The organism is Arcicella sp., assembly GCF_964672035.1.
Genome location: NZ_CBABQS010000081.1, coordinates 1 through 20,153, shown reverse-complemented (window position 1 = coordinate 20,153; position 20,153 = coordinate 1). Strand labels below are relative to the sequence as shown.

The following is a 20,153-nucleotide window of genomic DNA, read 5'->3' as shown; positions in this document are numbered from 1 at the left end:
GAACTAAAATTCGTTTCAAAAATTAAAACATGAGGATAGCATTACCGTGAGGACATAGGAATGACATGAGCAGAGAAAATTGAAAAATTTTCAAAGCAGACACGAAATACCCTGATGCTCAGGATAGCGGATACAGATGTTTAAATTGCGTTTGTAAGGAATTAAGTCAAGAAAGGTCTATGCGGCGGCGACCATTCATTATGCCCTAAATCATTGAGTATAAGATTGAATTATTGAAGCAAGGAAACTTCATGATGTGTCCAGAATAGTAATTCTCTCCTGTTTTTCAGAAAAAATATAGAAAACAAGAAATCCATTAAACTCACAAGGGCGGTGAATGAAATGGCAAAACCTACCTTAGTACTTCATTTGGCGGAAATACTGAAAATTGGCGAATTTTTAAGTCTTAACTACTTGGCTTTTTAAATTAGGGAATTGGCTCTGCGCTATCTTTATCTCTTAGGCGAAAAATAGGATAAATGATGAAACGCTAATCCGAGTTGGTCCCACAAATGAAATGGATTATTTCTAATAAACAAAACATTTTACAATTATTTTTTAATCTAATTCTCAATCTGCGTTGATATAAGAATTACATAAAAAATAGAGCCAAAATCATGCCAAATTTTATAATTAAGGGCATTTTTATTTTTTTATAATTTTTTTTTGGTGTCATTTTTGTACGTTTTTAAAGAGCTTAGAACCAAGGTTTTAGAACATAAAATCGAAGTTTTTAAATACTTTTTTGGACGAAAATTTTCAAAAAATAGCACTATTAATCAAAAAACTTTATAGACGAATGATAATAAGTTTTAAAAAATAAAATCCTTCGTTGTTTCACTGTCCCTTTCCCATGTAAAATGAAAACAAACCTTATTAATACTATTCTAATGCTTTCATTATTAGTGAATTCACACTGTAATTTTGCCCAAAAACCAAAATATTCCGCTGAGTTTGACGCAAATATTCCCAAAAACTATGTTCGACTAATTAATATATTTATCATGAAAACGGGTATTGCACCAGCGAATGCCGCCCGTATGCACGGATATATTGGACTAACACTCTATGAAGCTACCAGTGTAGGTTCTCTCCAATACCAATCATTAGCCAAACAGCTCAATGGATTTGACAATCCGCCCGTGGCTCCTAAAACGTTATTATGGGATGTGGTGGCTGACGAAGCGATGCACGCCGTAACTGACAGTCTATTTTCATATTTATACGCAAACATTAGTGGATATAACTATGTAAAAAATGCCTTGGATACCTTACAAACAAAGCATAAAAACTATTTCAAAACCCGTTATAAAAACCCTAAATCGATGGATGAATCAATAAAATTTGGGCGTTTAATGGCAAATTATATTTATCAATACTCTAAAACTGATGGTGGATATCGGGCAAGCATAGAAGAAACTGTGGCTCGTGATTATACGCACTACGACAGTCCAGTAGGTTCTTCTTGGGATGATACAAAAACCAAAGCAAGAATTTCAATTCAACCTAATTGGGGAAAAAACCGCACTTTCATTAAGGATATTTATGCCCAAACCAAGCCCGCAGACCCAATTTTATTCTCAAAAGAACAAAATTCAGATTTTTATAAACAGGCCATGGAGGTCTATGAAATCTCTCGAACTTTAACTTTTGAGCAACACTTAATCGCTGAATATTGGAGAGATGATGCCAGCGTCACGTATACACCTGCAGGACATACTATCCATATTTTGGTTAATGCACTTGAAAAAGAAAAAGCTTCGTTGGATAAATTCGCTTATGCCTACGCAAAAACGGGCATTGCGCTCAACGATGCTTTTGTTTGTTGCTGGGAAACAAAATATTTGACCAATTGTATTCGACCAATTACATATATCCAAGAAGTGATTGACAAACGCTTCAAACCGTCTTTTTTAACGCCTGCTTTTCCAGAATATACCTCTGGACATTCAACTCAGTGGGGAGCTTCGGCAGAAATTTTGAGTTCTATTTTCGGAAATGAATACGCTTTTACTGACCAAACGGACTATTTACGGGATAAATTAGTACCTCGACATTTCAAAAGTTTTAACGAGGCAGCCCAAGAGGCTTCAATGTCTCGGATGTATGGAGGTATCCATTTTCGTCAGGCTTGTGATATGGGTTTGGAACAGGGCAAAAGAATTGGGCGAAATGTGAATAAATTGAAATGGTTTAGGTAAATTCCTACTGAATCCTCCCGTTTCTAATAATCTCAAAACCAATATTTTACGTATGTTTTTCCATAAAACAAACCGCTTGAGAATCGAATAAAAACTTTTATTCCGTGCACGTGTCACAAATTTTAAAATCTCAAACGACCTGTAAAAGGGAAAAATACACGCAAATGCTGATTTTGTTGATTATGCTATTATCTTGCAGCTCAACAGAAAAAAATAATGCTATCCTTCCTGACACTATGAATAACGATAATTCTAAACGAACTTTCTTGGCACTCGGCGATTCTTATACCATCGGCGAAAGCGTGGATGAAAAAGACCGTTGGAGTATGCAACTGATTGATTTGCTAAAAACTGAATTCAATTTCACAAAACACGAAATAATTGCCCGAACCGGTTGGACAACTTCAGAATTGACCCAAGCCATCGAAGCAAAAAATCTTACTGACCAATTCGATATCGTATCTTTATTAGTTGGCGTAAATAATCAATATCGAGGACAAAGTCTGGAAAGTTATCGAACTGAATTTAAACAATTATTAAATATCAGTACAAAATTTTCCAAAAATGATGCGAAACCAGTAATGGTTTTATCCATTCCAGATTGGGGAAAAACGCCTTTTGCCAAAGGTCAGAATAAAGAAAAAATTGCTTCTGAAATTGATGGTTTCAACAATGTGGCGAAAGAAGAATGTAAAAAAGTGGGCATCGTTTTTATTGATATTACAGAAATTACTCGTAAAAATACCGATGCGTCCATGTTCGCTTCGGATGGATTACATTATGCTGGAAAAATGCACCGACTTTGGGCATATGAAGCTTTAGAAACAGCGAAGAAGATTTTGAAATAATGATGTATTTTGCTTAACTTGTAGAACGTAATAAAACACGGATTAAACGGATTTGACACAGATAATTATAATCCGTATCAAATCCATTTAATCCGTATTTGATTTAAAATCGTTAACTATGCAAGAAATCAATATTGACCAAGCCAGTCAAATTCGTCAGGGTGAAGAATTAAACCGTATCGTTCTGAATAACTATTTAAAATCACAAAACCCTGATTTTGAAGAAATTACAGAAATTACTCAGTTTTCGGGAGGATATTCCAATCTAACGTATTTGATAAAAACTGATTCAAAAGAATACGTTTTGCGTCGTCCACCATTTGGAGCAAATATAAAATCTGCCCACGATATGGGGCGTGAATTTAAGGTTTTGTCATTGTTGAAACCGCATTATCCTAAAGTGCCTCAGCCCGTTATTTTTTGTAAAGATGAATCAATTATGGGCTGTCATTTTTACATGATGGAACGAGTAAAAGGCGTGATTTTCAGAGGAAAAGATGCGATGAAACTCCAAATTCCAGCCCAGAAAATGCGGCAATTATCTGAAAATTTGATTGATAATTTGGCAGATTTACATTTATTAGACATTGAAAAAACAGGGTTAATCAATCTCGGAAAACCAGAAGGCTATGTGCTTAGACAAGTAGAAGGTTGGATTGGCAGATACGAGAAATCTCAGACCGATGAAATTCCTGCAATGGTGCAAACCGCTACTTGGTTAAGAGCAAATATGCCTCGTCTACAAGCGCCCGCCTTCCTACATAATGACTATAAATATGACAATGTATTGTTGAATCCCGATGATTTAACGGAAATTTTGGGTGTATTGGATTGGGAAATGTCTACCGTTGGCGACCCATTGATGGACTTGGGTGCCAGCCTTGCTTATTGGTGTGAATCGGGGGATGGAGATTTCCTCAAATCATTCAATATCACATGGTTAGAAGGAAATTTAACCCGAGATGAAGTAGTTGAACGATACGCTAATAAAACAAAAAGAGATGTTTCGGATATGCTGTTTTACTATGTTTTTGGGCTTTATAAAAACATCGTAATCATGCAACAAATCTACGCAAGATGGAAAGCAGGATTAACGAAAGACCCCCGTTTTAGCGGATTAATTTATGGGATTCATGAATTATCAAAAATGGCTATTCGGGCCATTGAGCGAGGAAAAATTTAGGTAAATTATTAGACCACGGATTGTACAGATATAACAGATTTACACGGATTTCTTTAATTAGTAGTTTCATAAATTTTTTGATTAAACATTTGGTAAATCTTTTAAAAAAATCTGTGTAAATCGGTCGAATCTGTACAATCCGTGGTCTAATATTCTATTTCCAAAATTCTGCATCTCGAATTAACATCAGCGCAATTCCCAATACGATTCCTGACAATATTAAATTCCAATCGTGCTTTTTAACCCTGAAAATATCTAACAATAACGAGCTGATTGTCAGTATAATAACCACAATTACCAACTGCCCCAACTCCAATCCAATATTAAAAGCAAGCAGCGGTTGCCAGATGCTTTCTTCCTTTCCTAAAAGACTTCTCAGGTAATTAGAAAAACCCATTCCATGAATTAATCCAAAAATCATTGCGATAGGATAGCGAAAAAAAGAAGGCGTTTCAATATCTGAAGAATATTCGGCTGATTTGTGGTAAAAGTTAATGAAACAAGTCAAAAAGATGGTTATCGGAATCAATAATTCAACCAATTTTGTACTGTAAGAAATCAAATTTAAAGTGGCCAAAGCCAGTGTAATCGAGTGACCAATCGTGAAAGCGGTTACTAAAAAAGCAACTTTTTTCCAGTCGTTCAAACGGTAAATGGCACAAAGGGCAATTACGAAAAGAATATGGTCGTAGCCTTGAATATCGGTAATATGTTGAAAACCGAGGGGTAAGAAAATTTCAAAATCGGACATTTTAGGTTCGTGGTTAATAAAGTTTATGGGTTCAAATTTCTATATTTGAACATCCTGAGCATTCATGTTTAGGAGAAAATATTAATCGTACAAAATATAATTATTCAAGGATAAGATTGTAATTTAGAGAAAATATAGATCGAAATGAAATTTCGTTTTACAAACTTATAAATCAATAAATATGAAACCCGATTATATCATCATAGGTGCAGGTTCGGCTGGTTGCGTACTGGCAAATCGTCTTTCTGAAAACCCAAAGAATAATATTCTTTTGATTGAAGCAGGCGGAAAAGACAAAAATATGAATATACATATTCCTGCAGCATATTCCAAATTAAATTATGACAAAACCTTGAATTGGGATTTTTTCACCGAACCGCAAAAGCACGTGTTGAACCGTAAAATGTATCAACCTCGTGGCAAAACTTTGGGCGGAAGTAGTTCGATAAATTGCATGGCATACATTCGTGGAAATCGGGAGGATTATAACGATTGGGAACGTTGGGGGAATAAAGGTTGGGGCTACGAATCAATGTTACCCTATTTCAAAAAATCAGAGCATAATGAGCAATTTGAAGATGCTTTTCATAGTCGAGGTGGATTATTGAATGTCACCATCAATCGTAATATTACGCCCTTAGCGGAGGCGTTCGTAAAAGGAAATATTGAATGTGGAATACCTGAAAATCAAGACTTTAACGGGAAAAACCAAGATGGTGCGGGTAAATTTCAGTTCACCATTAAGGATGCCAAAAGACATTCAACGGCTTCGGCTTTTTTGATACCAGCCTTATCTCGCCCTAATTTAAAAGTCTTGACCAATTCATTAACCAAACAATTATTAATTGAAAATGACCGAGTAATTGGCGTTGAATTTATCAAAAATTCCTCGGGACATACCGAGAAAGTTTATGCTGAAAAAGAAGTAATTATCTCGGCGGGAGCATTCCAAAGTCCACAGATTTTAATGCTTTCAGGCATTGGTGATGCCGATTATTTAAAAGATTTTGGGATAACATCAAAATTGCACTTAAAAGGGGTTGGACAAAATCTGTCTGACCATCTTTTTGTTAATATGAATGTATTTTGTAACCAACGCTTGACCTACAATAATGCCGAGCGTTTTCCTTGGGTTTTGGGAAATGCTTTTAAATATTTTGTTCAAAAACAAGGTCCATTAACTTCAAGCCCGTTAGAAGCCTGTTCATTTTTCAAAACCCTTCCCGACCTCGATCGTCCAGATATGCAATTTCATTTTGCCCCAGTGATGGGCGAGGATATTCACGATTTGGCAAGTTTGCCTAAAACCGAAGGATTTACGATTTTGCCAACGATTATTACCCCCAAAAGTCGTGGGTATGTAGGGTTGCATTCCAACATAGCCACCGATGCACCATTGATTGACCCACAATATTTTTCGGATGCCAACGGAGAAGATTTAGCCACCATGTTACGGGGCGTAAAAAAAGCAAAAGAGGTACTTTTATCCGAGGCTTTTGCGCCTTTCAGAATAGAAAATGAATTGAATTTTCCAAGAAATGCCAATACCGATGAAGAACTAATTCAGCATATTTTAAAAAACTGCGAAACCGTTTATCACCCCTGCGGAACGTGCAAAATGGGCGTAGATGATATGGCCGTAGTATCGCCTGAATCCTTGAAAGTCAGAGGTTTAAAGGGTTTGAGAGTGGTAGACGCTTCGATAATCCCCATGGTCATTTCTGGGAATACCAATGCTCCAACGATTGCGGTAGCAGAAAGGGCGGCGGATTTGATATTGCATGGATAGAATCAAAAAGCCCTCTGGGATATCCCAGAGGGCTTTTTGATTCTAATTCGTTTTAATAATTTTCCTAATTAAAGATCTCTCTCCTACTTGAACTCGAAGAAAATAAATGCCTTCTGGTAAAGATTTTAGCGAAATATCACTTTCATGTTTGCTGCTTTTGTTTGCTTGTAATCCTGTTTGCAAAACACTACCAAGTGTGTTATTTAAAGTCCATCCCATTGTATCTGGCTTATACAAAACTAACTGAATACTTATATCTTCTTTACTTGGGATAGGAAAAATATTGAGATTTATTCCCTCCTCCAATTCACTCGACAGAACCAATACTTTAATATTGGCAGTTCCCGAAATAGTACCCGTTCCACAAACATTTTTTACTTCTGTTAACGTATAATTGGTTGAAAATTGCGGTCTAAGTGATACTGAAAAAGGCGATTTAGTGGTAGTATATTCCTTTCCATCCGACAGTTTGAAAGTCCATGGAGCGTGAGATGTAAAAACAATTGATGCTTTTACGGTATCTGCATAGTTGATTTCTTTGTCTCCCGTGAGTATTGCCGTTGGCAAAATATTGGCTAAAACCTTTGCTCTGACCTTTGGCGTATAGTTCCAACAAGACTCTTTTCTATTTAATGAGCGATAGATTCCTGCCTCTTTTACTTCCAAAGTTGCTTTACTCGCATCTTTAATAAAACTGCCATCACGTTCCCAGAGGTAAGTTAAATTGGCATCTTCTGTCGTTTTTAAATTAATAGCATTGGTTTGGCAAAATAAAACTGAGTCTGCGTAGTTGATCGTGTTTGGCACACTACCTATCTTAACATTAACATTTTGAGATATTCCTTGACATTTATTTTGTTGCATTTTCAAGGTATAAACACCTGCTTCTTTTGTTGATAAAGGAACGCCATTGTAATTATAGATAGTAAAGTTCCCATTTCCTTGTGGATAGTCTTTCCCATCTTTTTGCCATTGGTAAGTTATTTTTGTGGTATCCTCTTTGGTAAAGCCTTGTGGATAGTTTCCTGTGAGTGAAATAGACGTACCCTCACATATTATGCGAGAAGTGGTATCAATTACTACCCCTAATTTATTCAGTTCAACTTTGTAGGGTGTTGAAAGAGCAACACATCCGCCTTTATACGTTGTTTCTAAAACATAAGTTCCTGTTTGTTTAACCATTAAATTACTTGTATTTTGTTCAATGCCTTTTTTGAAGACGGCACCATCTTTTTTCCAAACATAACTAATAGGACGTTGACCATTTGAATAATTATATCCGTACAATGAGACTGAATCTACGCATGAAAAAACGGGTTGAACAATTCTTGTGCTGGTATAAATTGGAGAACCAACAGTAGCTTTTAACTCGCCGTATTTATTTTTTAATTTCGTACTATCTTTTAAAGTCAATTCTTCGATAACATGATATGTCCCAGCTCCTCTAAAATATAGGTAGAAATTATATTCATTTGCATAGTATCTCAAAGATGGATATAGGTTTATGCCTTCTTTATAAGCAGGAAGTGGTTTGCCATCACGATAAGCGGTAATGGTACGTTTCACGACTGTTCCCGTTGAATATTGAGTGGGATATCCGTATAAGAATTGAACCGTATTTGTATCACACAATTGAATTGTATTTGATGAGTAATCGTAGTTACCATTATAATACAAACCTGATGAATTTTCCTTACTGATTGGTACAGTCTTAAAATCAACGATATTAGAAACGGCATCACAATCACCTTTTGAAACCTTGTAGAAATATTTCCCTGGCTCTTTGATAAATACCTGTGAACTTCTACCTTCTGCAAACAATTGGTTGTCTTTAAATATTTGATATTTGTATGTTGATTCTCCTAACCATTCTGCTGAAATATACCCAATATTGTTATTTGCACTATCAACTCTTGCGTAGGCATAGACCTGAAAATTTAGTTTTTTATTCGTATTTTGTATAACAGTAATGGTGTCAGAAACTGCCTTACAACTTTCTTTAGAAACTTCAACGGTATATTTCCCAGCCGTTGTTGCTTGAATAGAAGAGTATGTTTCTGTCTGTAGGATTCCATCTCTTCGCCATGTATATTTTCTATTAGAACCATAATTAGTGTATAAATACACTGATTCGCTAAAACAATTCAGCTCATTGGGTTTATTGCCGTATAATAAAGGTTTATCCAATTTTCCGATGGTTATATCTTTATTAACAGAGACATTACAGCCATAGCTATCAATATACTTTATCATGTAATTACCCGTTTTAGTGGCACTTACCAAATTACTTGTTTCTTTTTTTAAAGAATCTCCATTAAAAAACCATTGTACTTTTGTGTATGAAATATTACCACTTAATGTTAAAGGAAGCACACTACATTCAGAATTTCTATTATTATCTACCGCATCGATTATAGTGTTACCACTGGTGGAATATGCATATACATATTGGCTAAAAGGAGTTTGTATGCCATCTTCTGATTCTACTTTTATTGTGTATCCTACTCCACTTTTTAAGCCATTAATCTTAATAGGACTTTGTTTGGCAGTACCGATAATCACTTTTTTAATTTTAACGCCATCGGTGCTAACATAAAATTCTTCATAAAAAGCGCTAAAATTCGTTGCTTCTTTAAAAGTCCCAGTAGTTTTAAATCCGATTTCACTCTCTTGGTCTGGGCAGACTCCTTTTGAATTTCGGTTGGTTAATGAAATACTTTTACAATTAGCGGTGGCATCCACTACTAATTCTGTCGTTGTTTTTACTGAACATCCACCTTGGCTTGCGGTAATCGTTACAGTATAAATTCCTGCATTTTGAGCAGATAGATTTGCCAAATAGGAGCCTCCATAGTAAGTATTTTTTTCAGGGCCAGGGGATGTAAAATAATAACTACCCACGGTTTCAGTAGAATCTGTGAGAGGCTTCGAAACCAATTGATTAAATAAAAACGCTGAACCAGTACAGGCTGTAATGGTCTTAGGAAGCGTAAAAGCTGGATAATCATTGACTGTTACTTGCGTTTGGGCGACAAAAGTACAGCCTGATTTGTCGGTTGCCGATAATTTATAAAAACCTTGAACGCTTCTATTCGATTTTGCCACAATTGGATTTTGGACATTACTCTTGAAATTATTGGGCCCTGTCCAGTTATAAAAAGGCAAAACGTTACTATTTGATTTTAATTGCAACGAATCTCCATTACAAATAGCAATTATTTCAGGCAAATAAACGCCAACATTAACTTCATTAGAACTGGCAAAACAACCATTTCGGTAGGTTTCTACAACATATTTACCTCCTTGCGACACGATTAAAGTTGTATCTTTTGCTGATAATGCCACTCCGTTTTGAAACCAATTATATTTTACGCCTAACGAGGCATTCACGTTAAGTTTAACTGAATTTTCTTTTATACAAGTTTGCGTTAAAGTAACTTTGGGTAGTTCATCTTCTACCACTTCTACGGTATCAGAGTAATTTATGCATTGATTATTGTTATACTCATACCAGTATTTTCCCGCTTGCGATACAAAAGTTCTGTACGTATTATTACCTGCATCGTGAATTTTACCATCTTTTTTCCAAACTCCTTGCGTATAATACGTATTAATTTGAATTAAACGTGCTTCTTTTAAGTTTTTACAAATTGTAATTTTCTTTGTTAAAGGTGACGTTACTTTAAAAAATTGACGAGAGGGCGAAGGAGGAACAACTACATTTATTTTATCAGATTCACCTTTACAACCTGTTACAGTATTTTCGTACTTCCCTTGATAAACAGCAGTTGAATTGGGGAATAGTGAATTGTTTGATGAAAACAAAACATCATTTTTATACCATTTTATAAAACTGTAATTGGTAAGCGTTGTATTCAAATTATAATAAAAATTAGTTGGATTAGTACAAGTTACATATTCATACTTTGCCGTGAATACATCAGTAGTTTTGCCATATTCCAGTTTTAATGTATCTGAGGATGTGCATTCACCCTGTTTTGTTTCTAAAACATACGTTGCTGATTGGGGGGAAACGGAATAATAGTTATTCGTAGATGAAGTCTGTTGCCACAAGGTTCCATTTCTATAAACCTTTTTCTCTCCATCGCCCGCAACATTGATTTGTACAGAATTGGTGTTTTCAGCACATAGCTTCAATATCCTTTGTTTTTCGGTCAGTTCTCCTCCTGCATAAAAGTTAAAGATAGGTTTAAGTTTATCAACGGCTTTGACTACAACGGTATTTGAAATTGATTCGCATTGTCCTGTTTTTACTTTAACTTGATAATTTCCTTCTTCAGTAGCTACCAAATTACCAGAGGAAGAAGTGCTTCGAGGAATAGCAACACCATCTTTATACCATTGAACTATTTGTTGTCCATCGGAAATAAAAGTACTTTCATTATAAAAATACAGATTTGTGGAACCACCTTTTTTACAAATATATTTTTCTTCACGAGGCTTGCCTGCTACATAATCTAAATTTATCAAAATACTTCCATTCGTAAATACGGGCTTAATTCTATTGGTTGTGTATGTACAAGTCCCTTTGTAAATCTGAACGTAGTAAGTTCCTAATTCCTTGGTTGAATATTCTAAAGAAGTGGCATTAGGAATAATTTTATCGTCTTTAAACCATTGTAAGGCAATATTTTTTCCCCAGTAGGTTGTATCAGTACTAAATGTTATGCTCGTTCCTTCACAAACATTTACAGGATAAGTTCCCCCCGTTCCACTCCAACTTGAACCACTACCAGACTTTACCCCTGCGTAAATAAGGGGAGAATAAGGGCAATCAGGAATTGAGAAAATCATATTCGTTTGTGAATTTTGAACACAGCCAAACTCATCTTTTGCAGAAAGCGAATATAAACCTTGATTAACCTTGCCAAAACCATCAATGTAATTGACTCTTTCGGTGCTATTAAACCCATTTGGCCCTTTCCAAGAATACGTGAATATGTCATAGTCAGTGGAGCCATAAAGTACAAGTCTCGCTCCAGAAGTATAGCCATAAGCATATACTGAACTTGTTATTTTCCCTACTTTAACGCCAACAGTTAAAGTAGTTTTCCCATCCACTACACAAGTGTAAGTTCCTGCATTCGAGGCAGTTGCTTTGTTAATCATTGGATTTTGTTGATTGGAATTAAAACCGTTTGGACCACTCCAAAAGTAAGTACTCCCACCCGTGGCTTTGAGTTCTAAGGTGGGAATATTATCCGTACATAACGGCGAGTTGGAAGAAATACTTTGAGCGATTGCCAATTGATACAAAAGTGTAGAAAGTACACTGAATAATAGACGTTTTATCATAGCAGGAGTTATCTTAAATTAAATAAAAACACTTTTAATACAAAGAAAACATAAAGATATGAACTCTACAAACCCATTTATTAAACGGTAAATGACGGTTTATGTAAAATTTCAATCACTATTATTTAGAAGTATAGAATCTTGGAATGATTGTATAAGAAGTAACAATTTCCAAAATAATTCTATAATTATCTCTTTTTGCAACGCTCACGAATTATTCCACAAAATTTATCGTTAAATTTGAAACGTTGTCTCTAATCGACATACCGACCATTATGAAATTACCAAAACCATTCTTAGAAAATCTTTGCCAAAAGCACTCAAAACCAAATACTTTCCCCTCTACTTCGGTTGTCAAGGAATTATTTACGGATATTGTGTTCACTTTATTTCCAGAACAAACGCAAAGACATTTTGGCTGTATGGACGAAATTCAAGAGGCTTTCGACCAAATAGAATTGCGTTTGACTCGCATTTTGCGTTCGATGCAACAACATCTTGAACGTGATGCAAAAGGTATTTCCAGTGATTATATTCAGCAAATTCCTCACATTTATAACATCTTACTGACTGATGTTCAAGCAATTATGGCAGGCGACCCAGCGGCTCAAAGTGAGTATGAAGTCATCAGAGCGTACCCTGGATTTTATGCCATTACTTTGTATCGTTTGGCACACGCCTTGTTGAAATTAGACGTGCCGATTGTACCAAGAATTTTGACGGAATACGCCCATTCTAAAACGGGAATTGATATTCATCCTGGAGCAGAAATTGACGAATATTTTATGATTGACCACGGCACGGGTGTAGTTATTGGAGAAACAACGTATATCGGAAAAAACGTAAAAATATATCAAGGTGTAACGTTGGGAGCTTTGTCAGTCAGCAAAACAATGGCTTCGATGAAACGCCATCCAACCATTGAGGACAATGTGGTTATATATTCAGGAGCAACAATTCTTGGGGGTGAAACTGTGGTTGGAGCAAATTCTGTCATCGGAGGTAACGTTTGGCTAACTCGCAGTGTACCCGAAAATACCAAAATTTATCACCAAGAACAGGTTAAGATTTTACAGTAAAGTATGAAATGATTGCATACGGATTTAATTGATTAGCTCCGTGTTCCATAAAGCATCCAAAATGACAATATTAGATTTAGTAGGCAATACGCCTATCGTTGAATTAAACAGAATTAATCCGAATCCTAACGTTAAGATTTACGGAAAATTAGAAGGACATAATCCCGGTGGATCCGTTAAAGACCGAGCCGCTTTGAGTATGATAAAAGGTGCCGTTGACCGTGGAGAAATCGAATCAGACATGAAACTGATTGAGGCAACTTCGGGCAACACAGGCATCGCTTTAGCCATGATTGCACGGTTGTATAACCTTGAAATTGAATTAGTTATGCCCGAAAACTCTACCCGTGAGCGTGTGCTAACGATGGAAGCTTTTGGGGCAAAAGTGATTCTTACCGCCGCCGAAGAAGGTATTGAAGGTTCAAGAGATTATGCCGAAGCACAAATAAAAAAAGGTGGTTATTTCATGCTCGACCAATTCGGAAATCCTGACAATTATTTAGCTCATTATCGCACCACGGGTCCCGAAATCTGGAAAGATACCAATGGAGAAATTACGCATTTTGTCAGTTCGATGGGAACTACGGGTACCATTATGGGAACTTCAATGTATTTGAAAGAGCAAAATCCTAATATTCAAATTGTGGGTTGCCAGCCAACAGAAGGCTCAAAAATCCCCGGCATTAGACGTTGGTCGAAGGAGTATTTACCCATGATTTTTGATGCTGCGAAAGTCGATAGGATTATGGATGTTTCAGAGGCTGAATCCCGAATTATGGCAAACCGTTTAGCAAAAGAAGAAGCAGTTTTTGGTGGAATGAGTAGCGGAGGGTCAGCAGCAGCAGCAGTTAGGTTAGCCCAAGAATTAGAATCAGGTGTGATAGTTTGTATTATTTGCGATAGAGGAGATAGATATTTATCAAGTGATTTATTCGGGTGATGAATTGTGTACAACGATTCTGGAGAATCATCATAGGTTATCCGCCCGACATAAAAAGCCTTTCAAATTTAATTTGGAAGGCTTTTTTGTTATTTTCGATCATAAATCTCTCCCAATTCAAACTCAAAATCTATGGCATTTAAACGTACTTTGTTGCTGGGTTCTCGCTCTTTTATTAATGTCCAATGCTCTTCATTTTCACGTCTATAAATTTCAATTTCGGGGGTATCGGTTGAAATCAACACATACTCTTGAAGTGATGGAATCGTTTTGCAAGCAATGAATTTATCTGTTTTGTCATACACGGCTGTACTGGGTGATAAAACTTCTATAATCATCACAGGATTCATCAAATTATCCATTTTTTCATCCTCTCTAAAAATAGGTTTTCCATTACTTACCACAATATCTGGATACATAAAACTCTGATTAATAGCATTGTAAGTTCTCATGTCATTCTGGAAAACAATTTTACTTGATTTTCTTAAATGAAACCAAATCATTGCTGACAAGTTCATTGCCAGTAAATTATGCTCAAAAGATGCTCCTGCCATAGGGATAATACTCTGAAAAAGAAATTCATTCTTGGTGAGACTCTCTCTTTCAAAGGCTAAATAATTTTCAATTTCTACTGTATGGTCTATCTTAATCATAGTTTGAAACCGTTATGTTTCATTGATAATACGAATATACAAATTCTTGATTTAACCGCAAAAAAAGCCATACTTATAGGCATGGCTTTTTTTTAGTTTGAACAATATGATATTAAAACATCAGACCATATACTTTTGTTTTATGCTTGAAAAATTATTAAACAATTTTTCAAAATATATTTAAAAAATTCTAAACTGCTCTGCTATTCGTCTTTGTCACTAAATTTTCGGAAATTTGTATTAGTTATCGAAATGGTAAATCTGCCAACTGATAATTATTAACTGACAACAAAAATATGCGTCTTCATCGTCCCTTAGTGTCTGCAACCGTCAAGGCATTGCAAGAAATCTTTAGTCCAGAAAATCCTCGTCAGGCCGACCGTGTGATTGAAGAAATCCTTAAATCGAATAAACAATGGGGCAGTCGTGATAGAAATTTCATTGCAGAAACCGCTTACGAAATTGTAAGAAACTGGCGTTTAGCACTTTACATAACAGATTTATCGGAGAACAATTTAACAGAAACCAATTATTTCCAAATCATCGGTGCTTGGTTAATCGTTAAAAATGAATCTGAAACCGAGGAATTATTACCAAAATGGGAAGAGTTTGAAAAATTAGATTCGACAAAAATATTAACTCATTTTCAAGAAGCACAACAAATACGCAAAATCCGTGAATCCGTGCCAGATTGGCTTGATGCTTTGGGTGAATCAGAATTAGGAGCCGACAAATGGTCGGAAGAAATTAAGGCTTTGAATCAACAAGCTCCAGTAGTTTTACGTGCTAATACCTTGAAAACTACGCAAAAAGCATTGCAAGATTTATTGAACGAAATCAATATTGAAACGTCTGTTTTGGCTGAATTGCCCGATGCTTTAATCTTGCAAAAACGAAGTAATATTTCCAAAACTGAATTGTACAAAAATGGTTTTTTTGAAGTACAAGACGCTGCTTCTCAATTAGTTGCCCCTTTCTTGGATGTAAAATTAGGCATGCGAGTAATTGATGCTTGTGCGGGTGCGGGTGGAAAATCTTTGCACCTTGCGGCTTTGATGCAAAACAAAGGGCGAGTAGTGGCAATGGACGTGGAAGAACGCAAACTTACCGAACTTTTGAAGCGAGTAAAACGCAATGGCGTTGATAATATCGAAACCAAATTGATTGATGCCAAAACCTTATTGAGCCTCGAAGCCAGTGCCGATAGATTATTATTGGATGTACCCTGTTCAGGTTTGGGTGTAATTCGTAGAAATCCTGATGCAAAATGGAAACTTACCCCCGCTTTTATTGATAATTTACGAAGAATTCAGTGGAAAATTTTATCGGAATATTCGACTATGTTGAAGAAAGGCGGCAAAATGGTTTTTGCTACTTGTAGTTTGTTACCTTCGGAAAGTGAAGCACACATTCAACGATTGTTAATCGAACAACCAGATTCGTGGGAGCTTTTATCAGAACGAAGAACATCGCCCGCAACCGATGGATACGATGGTTTTTATATGGCTTGTTTGTTGAAGAAATAGAGATTCGATTTTAAATAATTAGGGATTGGGTAATGAGGTGAAAAGTTTTTCTGGAAACCAATTTACCTCATTATCCAATCCCTAAAAGCTAAACCAGTTTTGCAACTGCAGCTTTAATGCGCTCGCAAGCTTCTATTAATTGCTCATCAGCAGCAGCCGTTGAAATACGGATACAATTTGGCGCTCCAAAACTTGAACCTGCCACCGTTGCTACAAAAGAACCTTCTAAAAGCCACATTGAGAAATCATCAGAATCTTTAATCAACGTTGTTCCGTCCGATTTACCAAAATAATAACTAATATCTGGAAACGCATAAAACGCTCCATCGGGCATATTTACCTTAAACCCTGGAATTTCACGCAATAATCCAACCACCAATTTACGACGACGGTCATAAGCAACTTTCATTTTATGAGCCTCATCCAAAGGTCCATTAAATGCCACAACAGCCGCTTTTTGGGCAATTGAATTTGTTCCAGACGTTACTTGTCCTTGTAATTTTTCTACGCCTTCAGCAATCCATTTGGCAGCAGCCATAAATCCAATTCTCCAACCCGTCATAGCGTGTCCTTTTGCCACACCATTTACCGTAATTACTTGGTTTTTGATTTCAGGAATTGAACCAATTGAGAAATGCCCTTCTTCTGTAAAATTAATATATTCATAAATCTCATCTGCCATGATGAAGATATTTGGATTTTTGGCAACCACTGCACCAATTGCTCTCAATTCAGCTTCTGTATAAACTGAACCTGTTGGATTATTGGGCGAAGCAAACATGATTAATTTCGTTTTTGGCGTAATTGCTGCTTCAAATTGTGCTGGCGTAACTTTGAAGTTGTTATCAAAAGCACCATCCACAATAACGGTTGTACCTTCTGCCAATTTCACCATTTCAGAATACGAAACCCAATAAGGCGCAAAAATGATAACTTCTTCACCTGGATTTACCAAAGTTGCAATCACATTCGCAAGCGTATGTTTCGCCCCCGTTGAAACCACAATATTTTCGGGATTCCATTCTAAATTATTATCACGTTTAAGTTTATCGGCAATCGCTTTACGAAGGTCAGGATATCCAGCAACGGGCGAATACCCGTGAAAACCATCATCAATGGCTTTTTTTGCGGCATCACAAATGTGCTTTGGGGTTTTGAAATCGGGTTCACCTACAGATAGGCTAATAACTTTGTGTCCCAGAGCGGCAAGTTCACGGGCTTTTTTGGTCATCCCGAGGGTTGCAGACTCTTCCAGTGCATTAATGCGGTCGGCGAGCGATACTGTTAAACTCATTTTTTTACAATTTTGATATAATACTGATTTTAAAAATTGTGCAAAGTTAGGGCTGTATGGTGGGAACGGAAAGAAAAAAAGGTGATTTGTTTAGATTTTAGTTATTCATTAGTGGTTATTTGTTATTAGTTTTGGGTGAAATTATTCGGTTTGTCCAATAAATAATAACAAATAATTGCCCCGAATCTCATGCAAATACTTCTAATCCTCATCTTTGTAGTCGGTTACTTAGGCATTGCTCTCGAACACCCCATAAAAATCAATAAAACTGCCACGGCATTGTTGTCAGGTGTATTATGTTGGACAATTTATATTGTTTCTACAAACGACCCCAATACCGTTTTGGGTGAATTATCTCATCATTTAGCCAGTGTTTCCGAAATTCTTTTCTTTCTTTTAGGAGCTATGACCATCGTAGAATTAATTGATGCACACGATGGTTTTAGATTAATTACGGATAGAATTATCAGCAAAAATAAAGTTAAACTACTGTGGCTAATTGCCATGATTACGTTCTTTTTATCGTCCATTTTAGATAATCTTACCACCGCAATTGTCATGGTTTCGGTTTTACGAAAATTAATCAAAGAACCCGAATCTCGAAAACTATTTGCAGGAGTTGTTATCATTGCTGCCAATGCGGGTGGAGCGTGGTCGCCGATTGGTGATGTTACTACCACAATGCTCTGGATTGGTGGACAAATTACGCCCGTCAATATTATGAAATCACTTTTAATTCCAAGTTTGATTTCATTAATAATTCCACTTATCTACTTAACTTTCAAGTTAAAAGGCTCAGTAAAACGTGAGGTAACTGATGAAGATTCAAAGAAAGATGTACACGGTTTAGTTATCAAAACGCAAAATGCTGTGATCATGCTTTTGGTGGGAATTGGAACGTTAATATTCGTCCCAATTTTCAAAACCATGACGCATTTGCCCCCGTATATGGGCATACTTTTGGGCTTAGGAGTTGTTTGGATTACTTCCGAAATTCTGCACGCAAACAAGGACGACGAAGAGCGACATCCATTCACCGTGGCCCATGCGTTAAGTAAAATTGATACTTCAAGTATTCTTTTTTTCTTAGGAATATTAATAGCAATTGGCGCTTTAGAATCAACACATTTACTTTCAGGTTTGGCACAATGGATGGACAAAACCGTTGGAAATCAGAACATTATCGTCGTTTTAATTGGTTTGGCTTCGGCCGTAATTGATAATGTACCCTTAGTGGCTGCTTCAATGGGAATGTATGATTTGAATACCTTTCCCGCAGATACAAAGATATGGGCATTTATGGCATATTGTGCGGGTACGGGCGGAAGTATTTTGATTATTGGCTCAGCGGCAGGTATTGCAGTAATGGGTATGGAAAAGATTGATTTTTTGTGGTATCTCCGTAAAATTAGTTTCACGGCATTAATTGGCTATTTTGCGGGAGTAATTGCTTACTTAATAATTTTTAGTTTATTGCATTGATTCACAAAAAGCCCTTTCCTGAATCAGAAAAGAGCTTTTTGTATTATTTATATCTAACTTTATTCACAAAACATCGTCATTTTTAACGGTAAATTTGAATTGTTTTTCACCAGTTGATGAGCGTAATTTCACTAAATAACTCCCTCCATTTAATGAATAGGCGGGTTTTAAAATCACATCATTTGTCTCTGAAACTTCAAATTCACATGGCACACCCAAACCTGTTTCCGTACTAACTAAAGCAGTTAAATTTTTACTATCTTCAACAGTCACTCTCACAAAACTCATGTCCCCATTTCTAACAATTGAGATAGGACTAACTGGTTTCAGCATCAATGAACTGTAAGTATATGATAATCCATTCAATTCATACTCCACTATTCTGTAGTATGAAGTATTTCGAAGAAATTTTGAATCCGTAAAAGCAAATTGTAATTGTTGTCCTTGCTCAACGGCATCCTGTTTCACGACAATTTCTCGAATATCGAAAAAAGTCTCATTATCTCTACTTCTTTGAACAATAAATCGGGCAGATTGATGGTCGGATTGGTTGACCCATCTTATTAATGCTCTATTGTCAGAATTAATAGATGCTTCAAATAAAATTTCTTTATTCGAGTTAATCTTGGAAGTTTGACCGACAGTAAAATTCAATGTAAATAAAGAAAGAACTGCCGCCACAGTTAGAATAAGGTGATTTTTCATACTATTTTTTTGAGGAGGATTTTATATAATTCTGTACAGTAAATAATTTTTCTTAAATCTTATTTACTTGACTGGCGGACAAATAGAGATTTAAAAATTTTAATAAATATATAATTTTTTTACGAAATCTTACCACTTTTTTTATTAAACGGTAAAATTAGCGATTAAAAAAGAACTAAAAAGAAATTAAGCACTATTAAGATTATTTTTTTCTAACCGCAGAAAAAATTTCAGTAATAGGTTTTATTTAATTTTAGGCTTCAAGGGGTTTTACGTATTTCCCAATAATAATTCCCAAAATCATGAAAAATATAGACATATATCCAACCCAATTGTAATGCAATAAAGTACCATCAGAGGCTTTTTCTACAATTAAACCGCCCACA

General features: G+C 35.9%; 13 protein-coding genes. 8 read left to right on the top strand and 5 right to left on the bottom strand.

Features of this window, described 5'->3' with window-relative positions; translation table 11 throughout:
* The first annotated feature begins 860 nt into the window (after nucleotides 1–860).
* From AC1W31_RS17215 to AC1W31_RS17205, 3 genes are all read left to right on the top strand, one after another.
* The gene (locus AC1W31_RS17215) at nucleotides 861–2,201 is read left to right on the top strand and encodes a vanadium-dependent haloperoxidase (protein ID WP_481735724.1); all 1,341 of its coding nucleotides are present in this window, start codon (nucleotides 861–863) and stop codon (nucleotides 2,199–2,201) included.
* 104 nt (nucleotides 2,202–2,305) lie between these two features.
* The gene (locus tag AC1W31_RS17210; protein ID WP_481735723.1) at nucleotides 2,306–3,049 is read left to right on the top strand and encodes an SGNH/GDSL hydrolase family protein; all 744 of its coding nucleotides are present in this window, start codon (nucleotides 2,306–2,308) and stop codon (nucleotides 3,047–3,049) included.
* Nucleotides 3,050–3,167: 118 nt separating this feature from the next.
* The gene (locus AC1W31_RS17205) at nucleotides 3,168–4,232 is read left to right on the top strand and encodes a phosphotransferase family protein (RefSeq protein ID WP_481735722.1); all 1,065 of its coding nucleotides are present in this window, start codon (nucleotides 3,168–3,170) and stop codon (nucleotides 4,230–4,232) included.
* Between the two features lie 154 nt (nucleotides 4,233–4,386).
* On the opposite strand, the gene AC1W31_RS17200 is transcribed toward AC1W31_RS17205, so the two are convergent.
* On the bottom strand, nucleotides 4,387–4,983 hold the full coding sequence (locus AC1W31_RS17200; protein WP_481735721.1) for a HupE/UreJ family protein: 597 nt from the start codon (nucleotides 4,981–4,983) through the stop codon (nucleotides 4,387–4,389).
* Nucleotides 4,984–5,164: 181 nt separating this feature from the next.
* Between AC1W31_RS17200 and AC1W31_RS17195 the strand changes: the two genes are divergently transcribed.
* Complete coding sequence (locus AC1W31_RS17195) at nucleotides 5,165–6,772, top strand: GMC family oxidoreductase (protein ID WP_481735720.1); 1,608 nt, start codon at nucleotides 5,165–5,167, stop codon at nucleotides 6,770–6,772.
* 42 nt (nucleotides 6,773–6,814) lie between these two features.
* Here AC1W31_RS17195 and AC1W31_RS17190 read toward each other — a convergent pair whose 3' ends face one another.
* A complete protein-coding gene (locus tag AC1W31_RS17190) occupies nucleotides 6,815–12,088 on the bottom strand; it encodes a T9SS type A sorting domain-containing protein (RefSeq protein ID WP_481735719.1) in 5,274 nt (1,757 codons plus the stop codon).
* 275 nt (nucleotides 12,089–12,363) lie between these two features.
* Between AC1W31_RS17190 and epsC the strand changes: the two genes are divergently transcribed.
* Nucleotides 12,364–13,167 (top strand): serine O-acetyltransferase EpsC, encoded by an 804-nt coding sequence (gene epsC, locus AC1W31_RS17185; protein ID WP_481735718.1) that lies wholly within the window; start codon nucleotides 12,364–12,366, stop codon nucleotides 13,165–13,167.
* A gap of 61 nt (nucleotides 13,168–13,228) precedes the next feature.
* The gene (cysM, locus tag AC1W31_RS17180) at nucleotides 13,229–14,107 is read left to right on the top strand and encodes a cysteine synthase CysM (RefSeq protein ID WP_481735717.1); all 879 of its coding nucleotides are present in this window, start codon (nucleotides 13,229–13,231) and stop codon (nucleotides 14,105–14,107) included.
* Between the two features lie 89 nt (nucleotides 14,108–14,196).
* On the opposite strand, the gene AC1W31_RS17175 is transcribed toward cysM, so the two are convergent.
* A complete protein-coding gene (locus tag AC1W31_RS17175) occupies nucleotides 14,197–14,760 on the bottom strand; it encodes a Uma2 family endonuclease (protein ID WP_481735716.1) in 564 nt (187 codons plus the stop codon).
* Between the two features lie 296 nt (nucleotides 14,761–15,056).
* Here AC1W31_RS17175 and AC1W31_RS17170 point away from each other — a divergent pair, with 296 nt between their 5' ends.
* Complete coding sequence (locus tag AC1W31_RS17170; protein WP_481735715.1) at nucleotides 15,057–16,286, top strand: RsmB/NOP family class I SAM-dependent RNA methyltransferase; 1,230 nt, start codon at nucleotides 15,057–15,059, stop codon at nucleotides 16,284–16,286.
* Nucleotides 16,287–16,374: 88 nt separating this feature from the next.
* Here the strand turns inward: AC1W31_RS17170 and AC1W31_RS17165 are convergent, their stop codons facing one another.
* Nucleotides 16,375–17,580 carry a pyridoxal phosphate-dependent aminotransferase gene (locus AC1W31_RS17165; RefSeq protein ID WP_481735714.1) on the bottom strand — a complete coding sequence of 402 codons (1,206 nt, stop codon included), beginning with the start codon at nucleotides 17,578–17,580 and terminating at the stop codon, nucleotides 16,375–16,377.
* Between the two features lie 189 nt (nucleotides 17,581–17,769).
* Between AC1W31_RS17165 and nhaD the strand changes: the two genes are divergently transcribed.
* Complete coding sequence (gene nhaD / locus AC1W31_RS17160; RefSeq protein ID WP_481735713.1) at nucleotides 17,770–19,062, top strand: sodium:proton antiporter NhaD; 1,293 nt, start codon at nucleotides 17,770–17,772, stop codon at nucleotides 19,060–19,062.
* Between the two features lie 63 nt (nucleotides 19,063–19,125).
* Here nhaD and AC1W31_RS17155 read toward each other — a convergent pair whose 3' ends face one another.
* Nucleotides 19,126–19,767, bottom strand: coding sequence for a hypothetical protein (locus AC1W31_RS17155; protein WP_481735712.1), 642 nt, complete (start codon nucleotides 19,765–19,767; stop codon nucleotides 19,126–19,128).
* Between the last annotated feature and the right edge of the window lie 386 nt (nucleotides 19,768–20,153).

Excerpts from the sequence above, each read along its gene's own strand:
- AC1W31_RS17170 (WP_481735715.1), top strand. The coding sequence starts at position 15,057 with ATGCGTCTTCATCGTCCCTTAGTGTCTGCAACCGTCAAGGCATTGCAA.
- AC1W31_RS17205 (WP_481735722.1), top strand. The coding sequence starts at position 3,168 with ATGCAAGAAATCAATATTGACCAAGCCAGTCAAATTCGTCAGGGTGAA.
- AC1W31_RS17215 (WP_481735724.1), top strand. The coding sequence starts at position 861 with ATGAAAACAAACCTTATTAATACTATTCTAATGCTTTCATTATTAGTG.
- AC1W31_RS17165 (WP_481735714.1), bottom strand. The coding sequence starts at position 17,580 with ATGAGTTTAACAGTATCGCTCGCCGACCGCATTAATGCACTGGAAGAG.
- AC1W31_RS17195 (WP_481735720.1), top strand. The coding sequence starts at position 5,165 with ATGAAACCCGATTATATCATCATAGGTGCAGGTTCGGCTGGTTGCGTA.
- AC1W31_RS17155 (WP_481735712.1), bottom strand. The coding sequence starts at position 19,767 with ATGAAAAATCACCTTATTCTAACTGTGGCGGCAGTTCTTTCTTTATTT.
- AC1W31_RS17190 (WP_481735719.1), bottom strand. The coding sequence starts at position 12,088 with ATGATAAAACGTCTATTATTCAGTGTACTTTCTACACTTTTGTATCAA.
- AC1W31_RS17200 (WP_481735721.1), bottom strand. The coding sequence starts at position 4,983 with ATGTCCGATTTTGAAATTTTCTTACCCCTCGGTTTTCAACATATTACC.
- epsC (WP_481735718.1), top strand. The coding sequence starts at position 12,364 with ATGAAATTACCAAAACCATTCTTAGAAAATCTTTGCCAAAAGCACTCA.
- cysM (WP_481735717.1), top strand. The coding sequence starts at position 13,229 with ATGACAATATTAGATTTAGTAGGCAATACGCCTATCGTTGAATTAAAC.
- nhaD (WP_481735713.1), top strand. The coding sequence starts at position 17,770 with ATGCAAATACTTCTAATCCTCATCTTTGTAGTCGGTTACTTAGGCATT.
- AC1W31_RS17175 (WP_481735716.1), bottom strand. The coding sequence starts at position 14,760 with ATGATTAAGATAGACCATACAGTAGAAATTGAAAATTATTTAGCCTTT.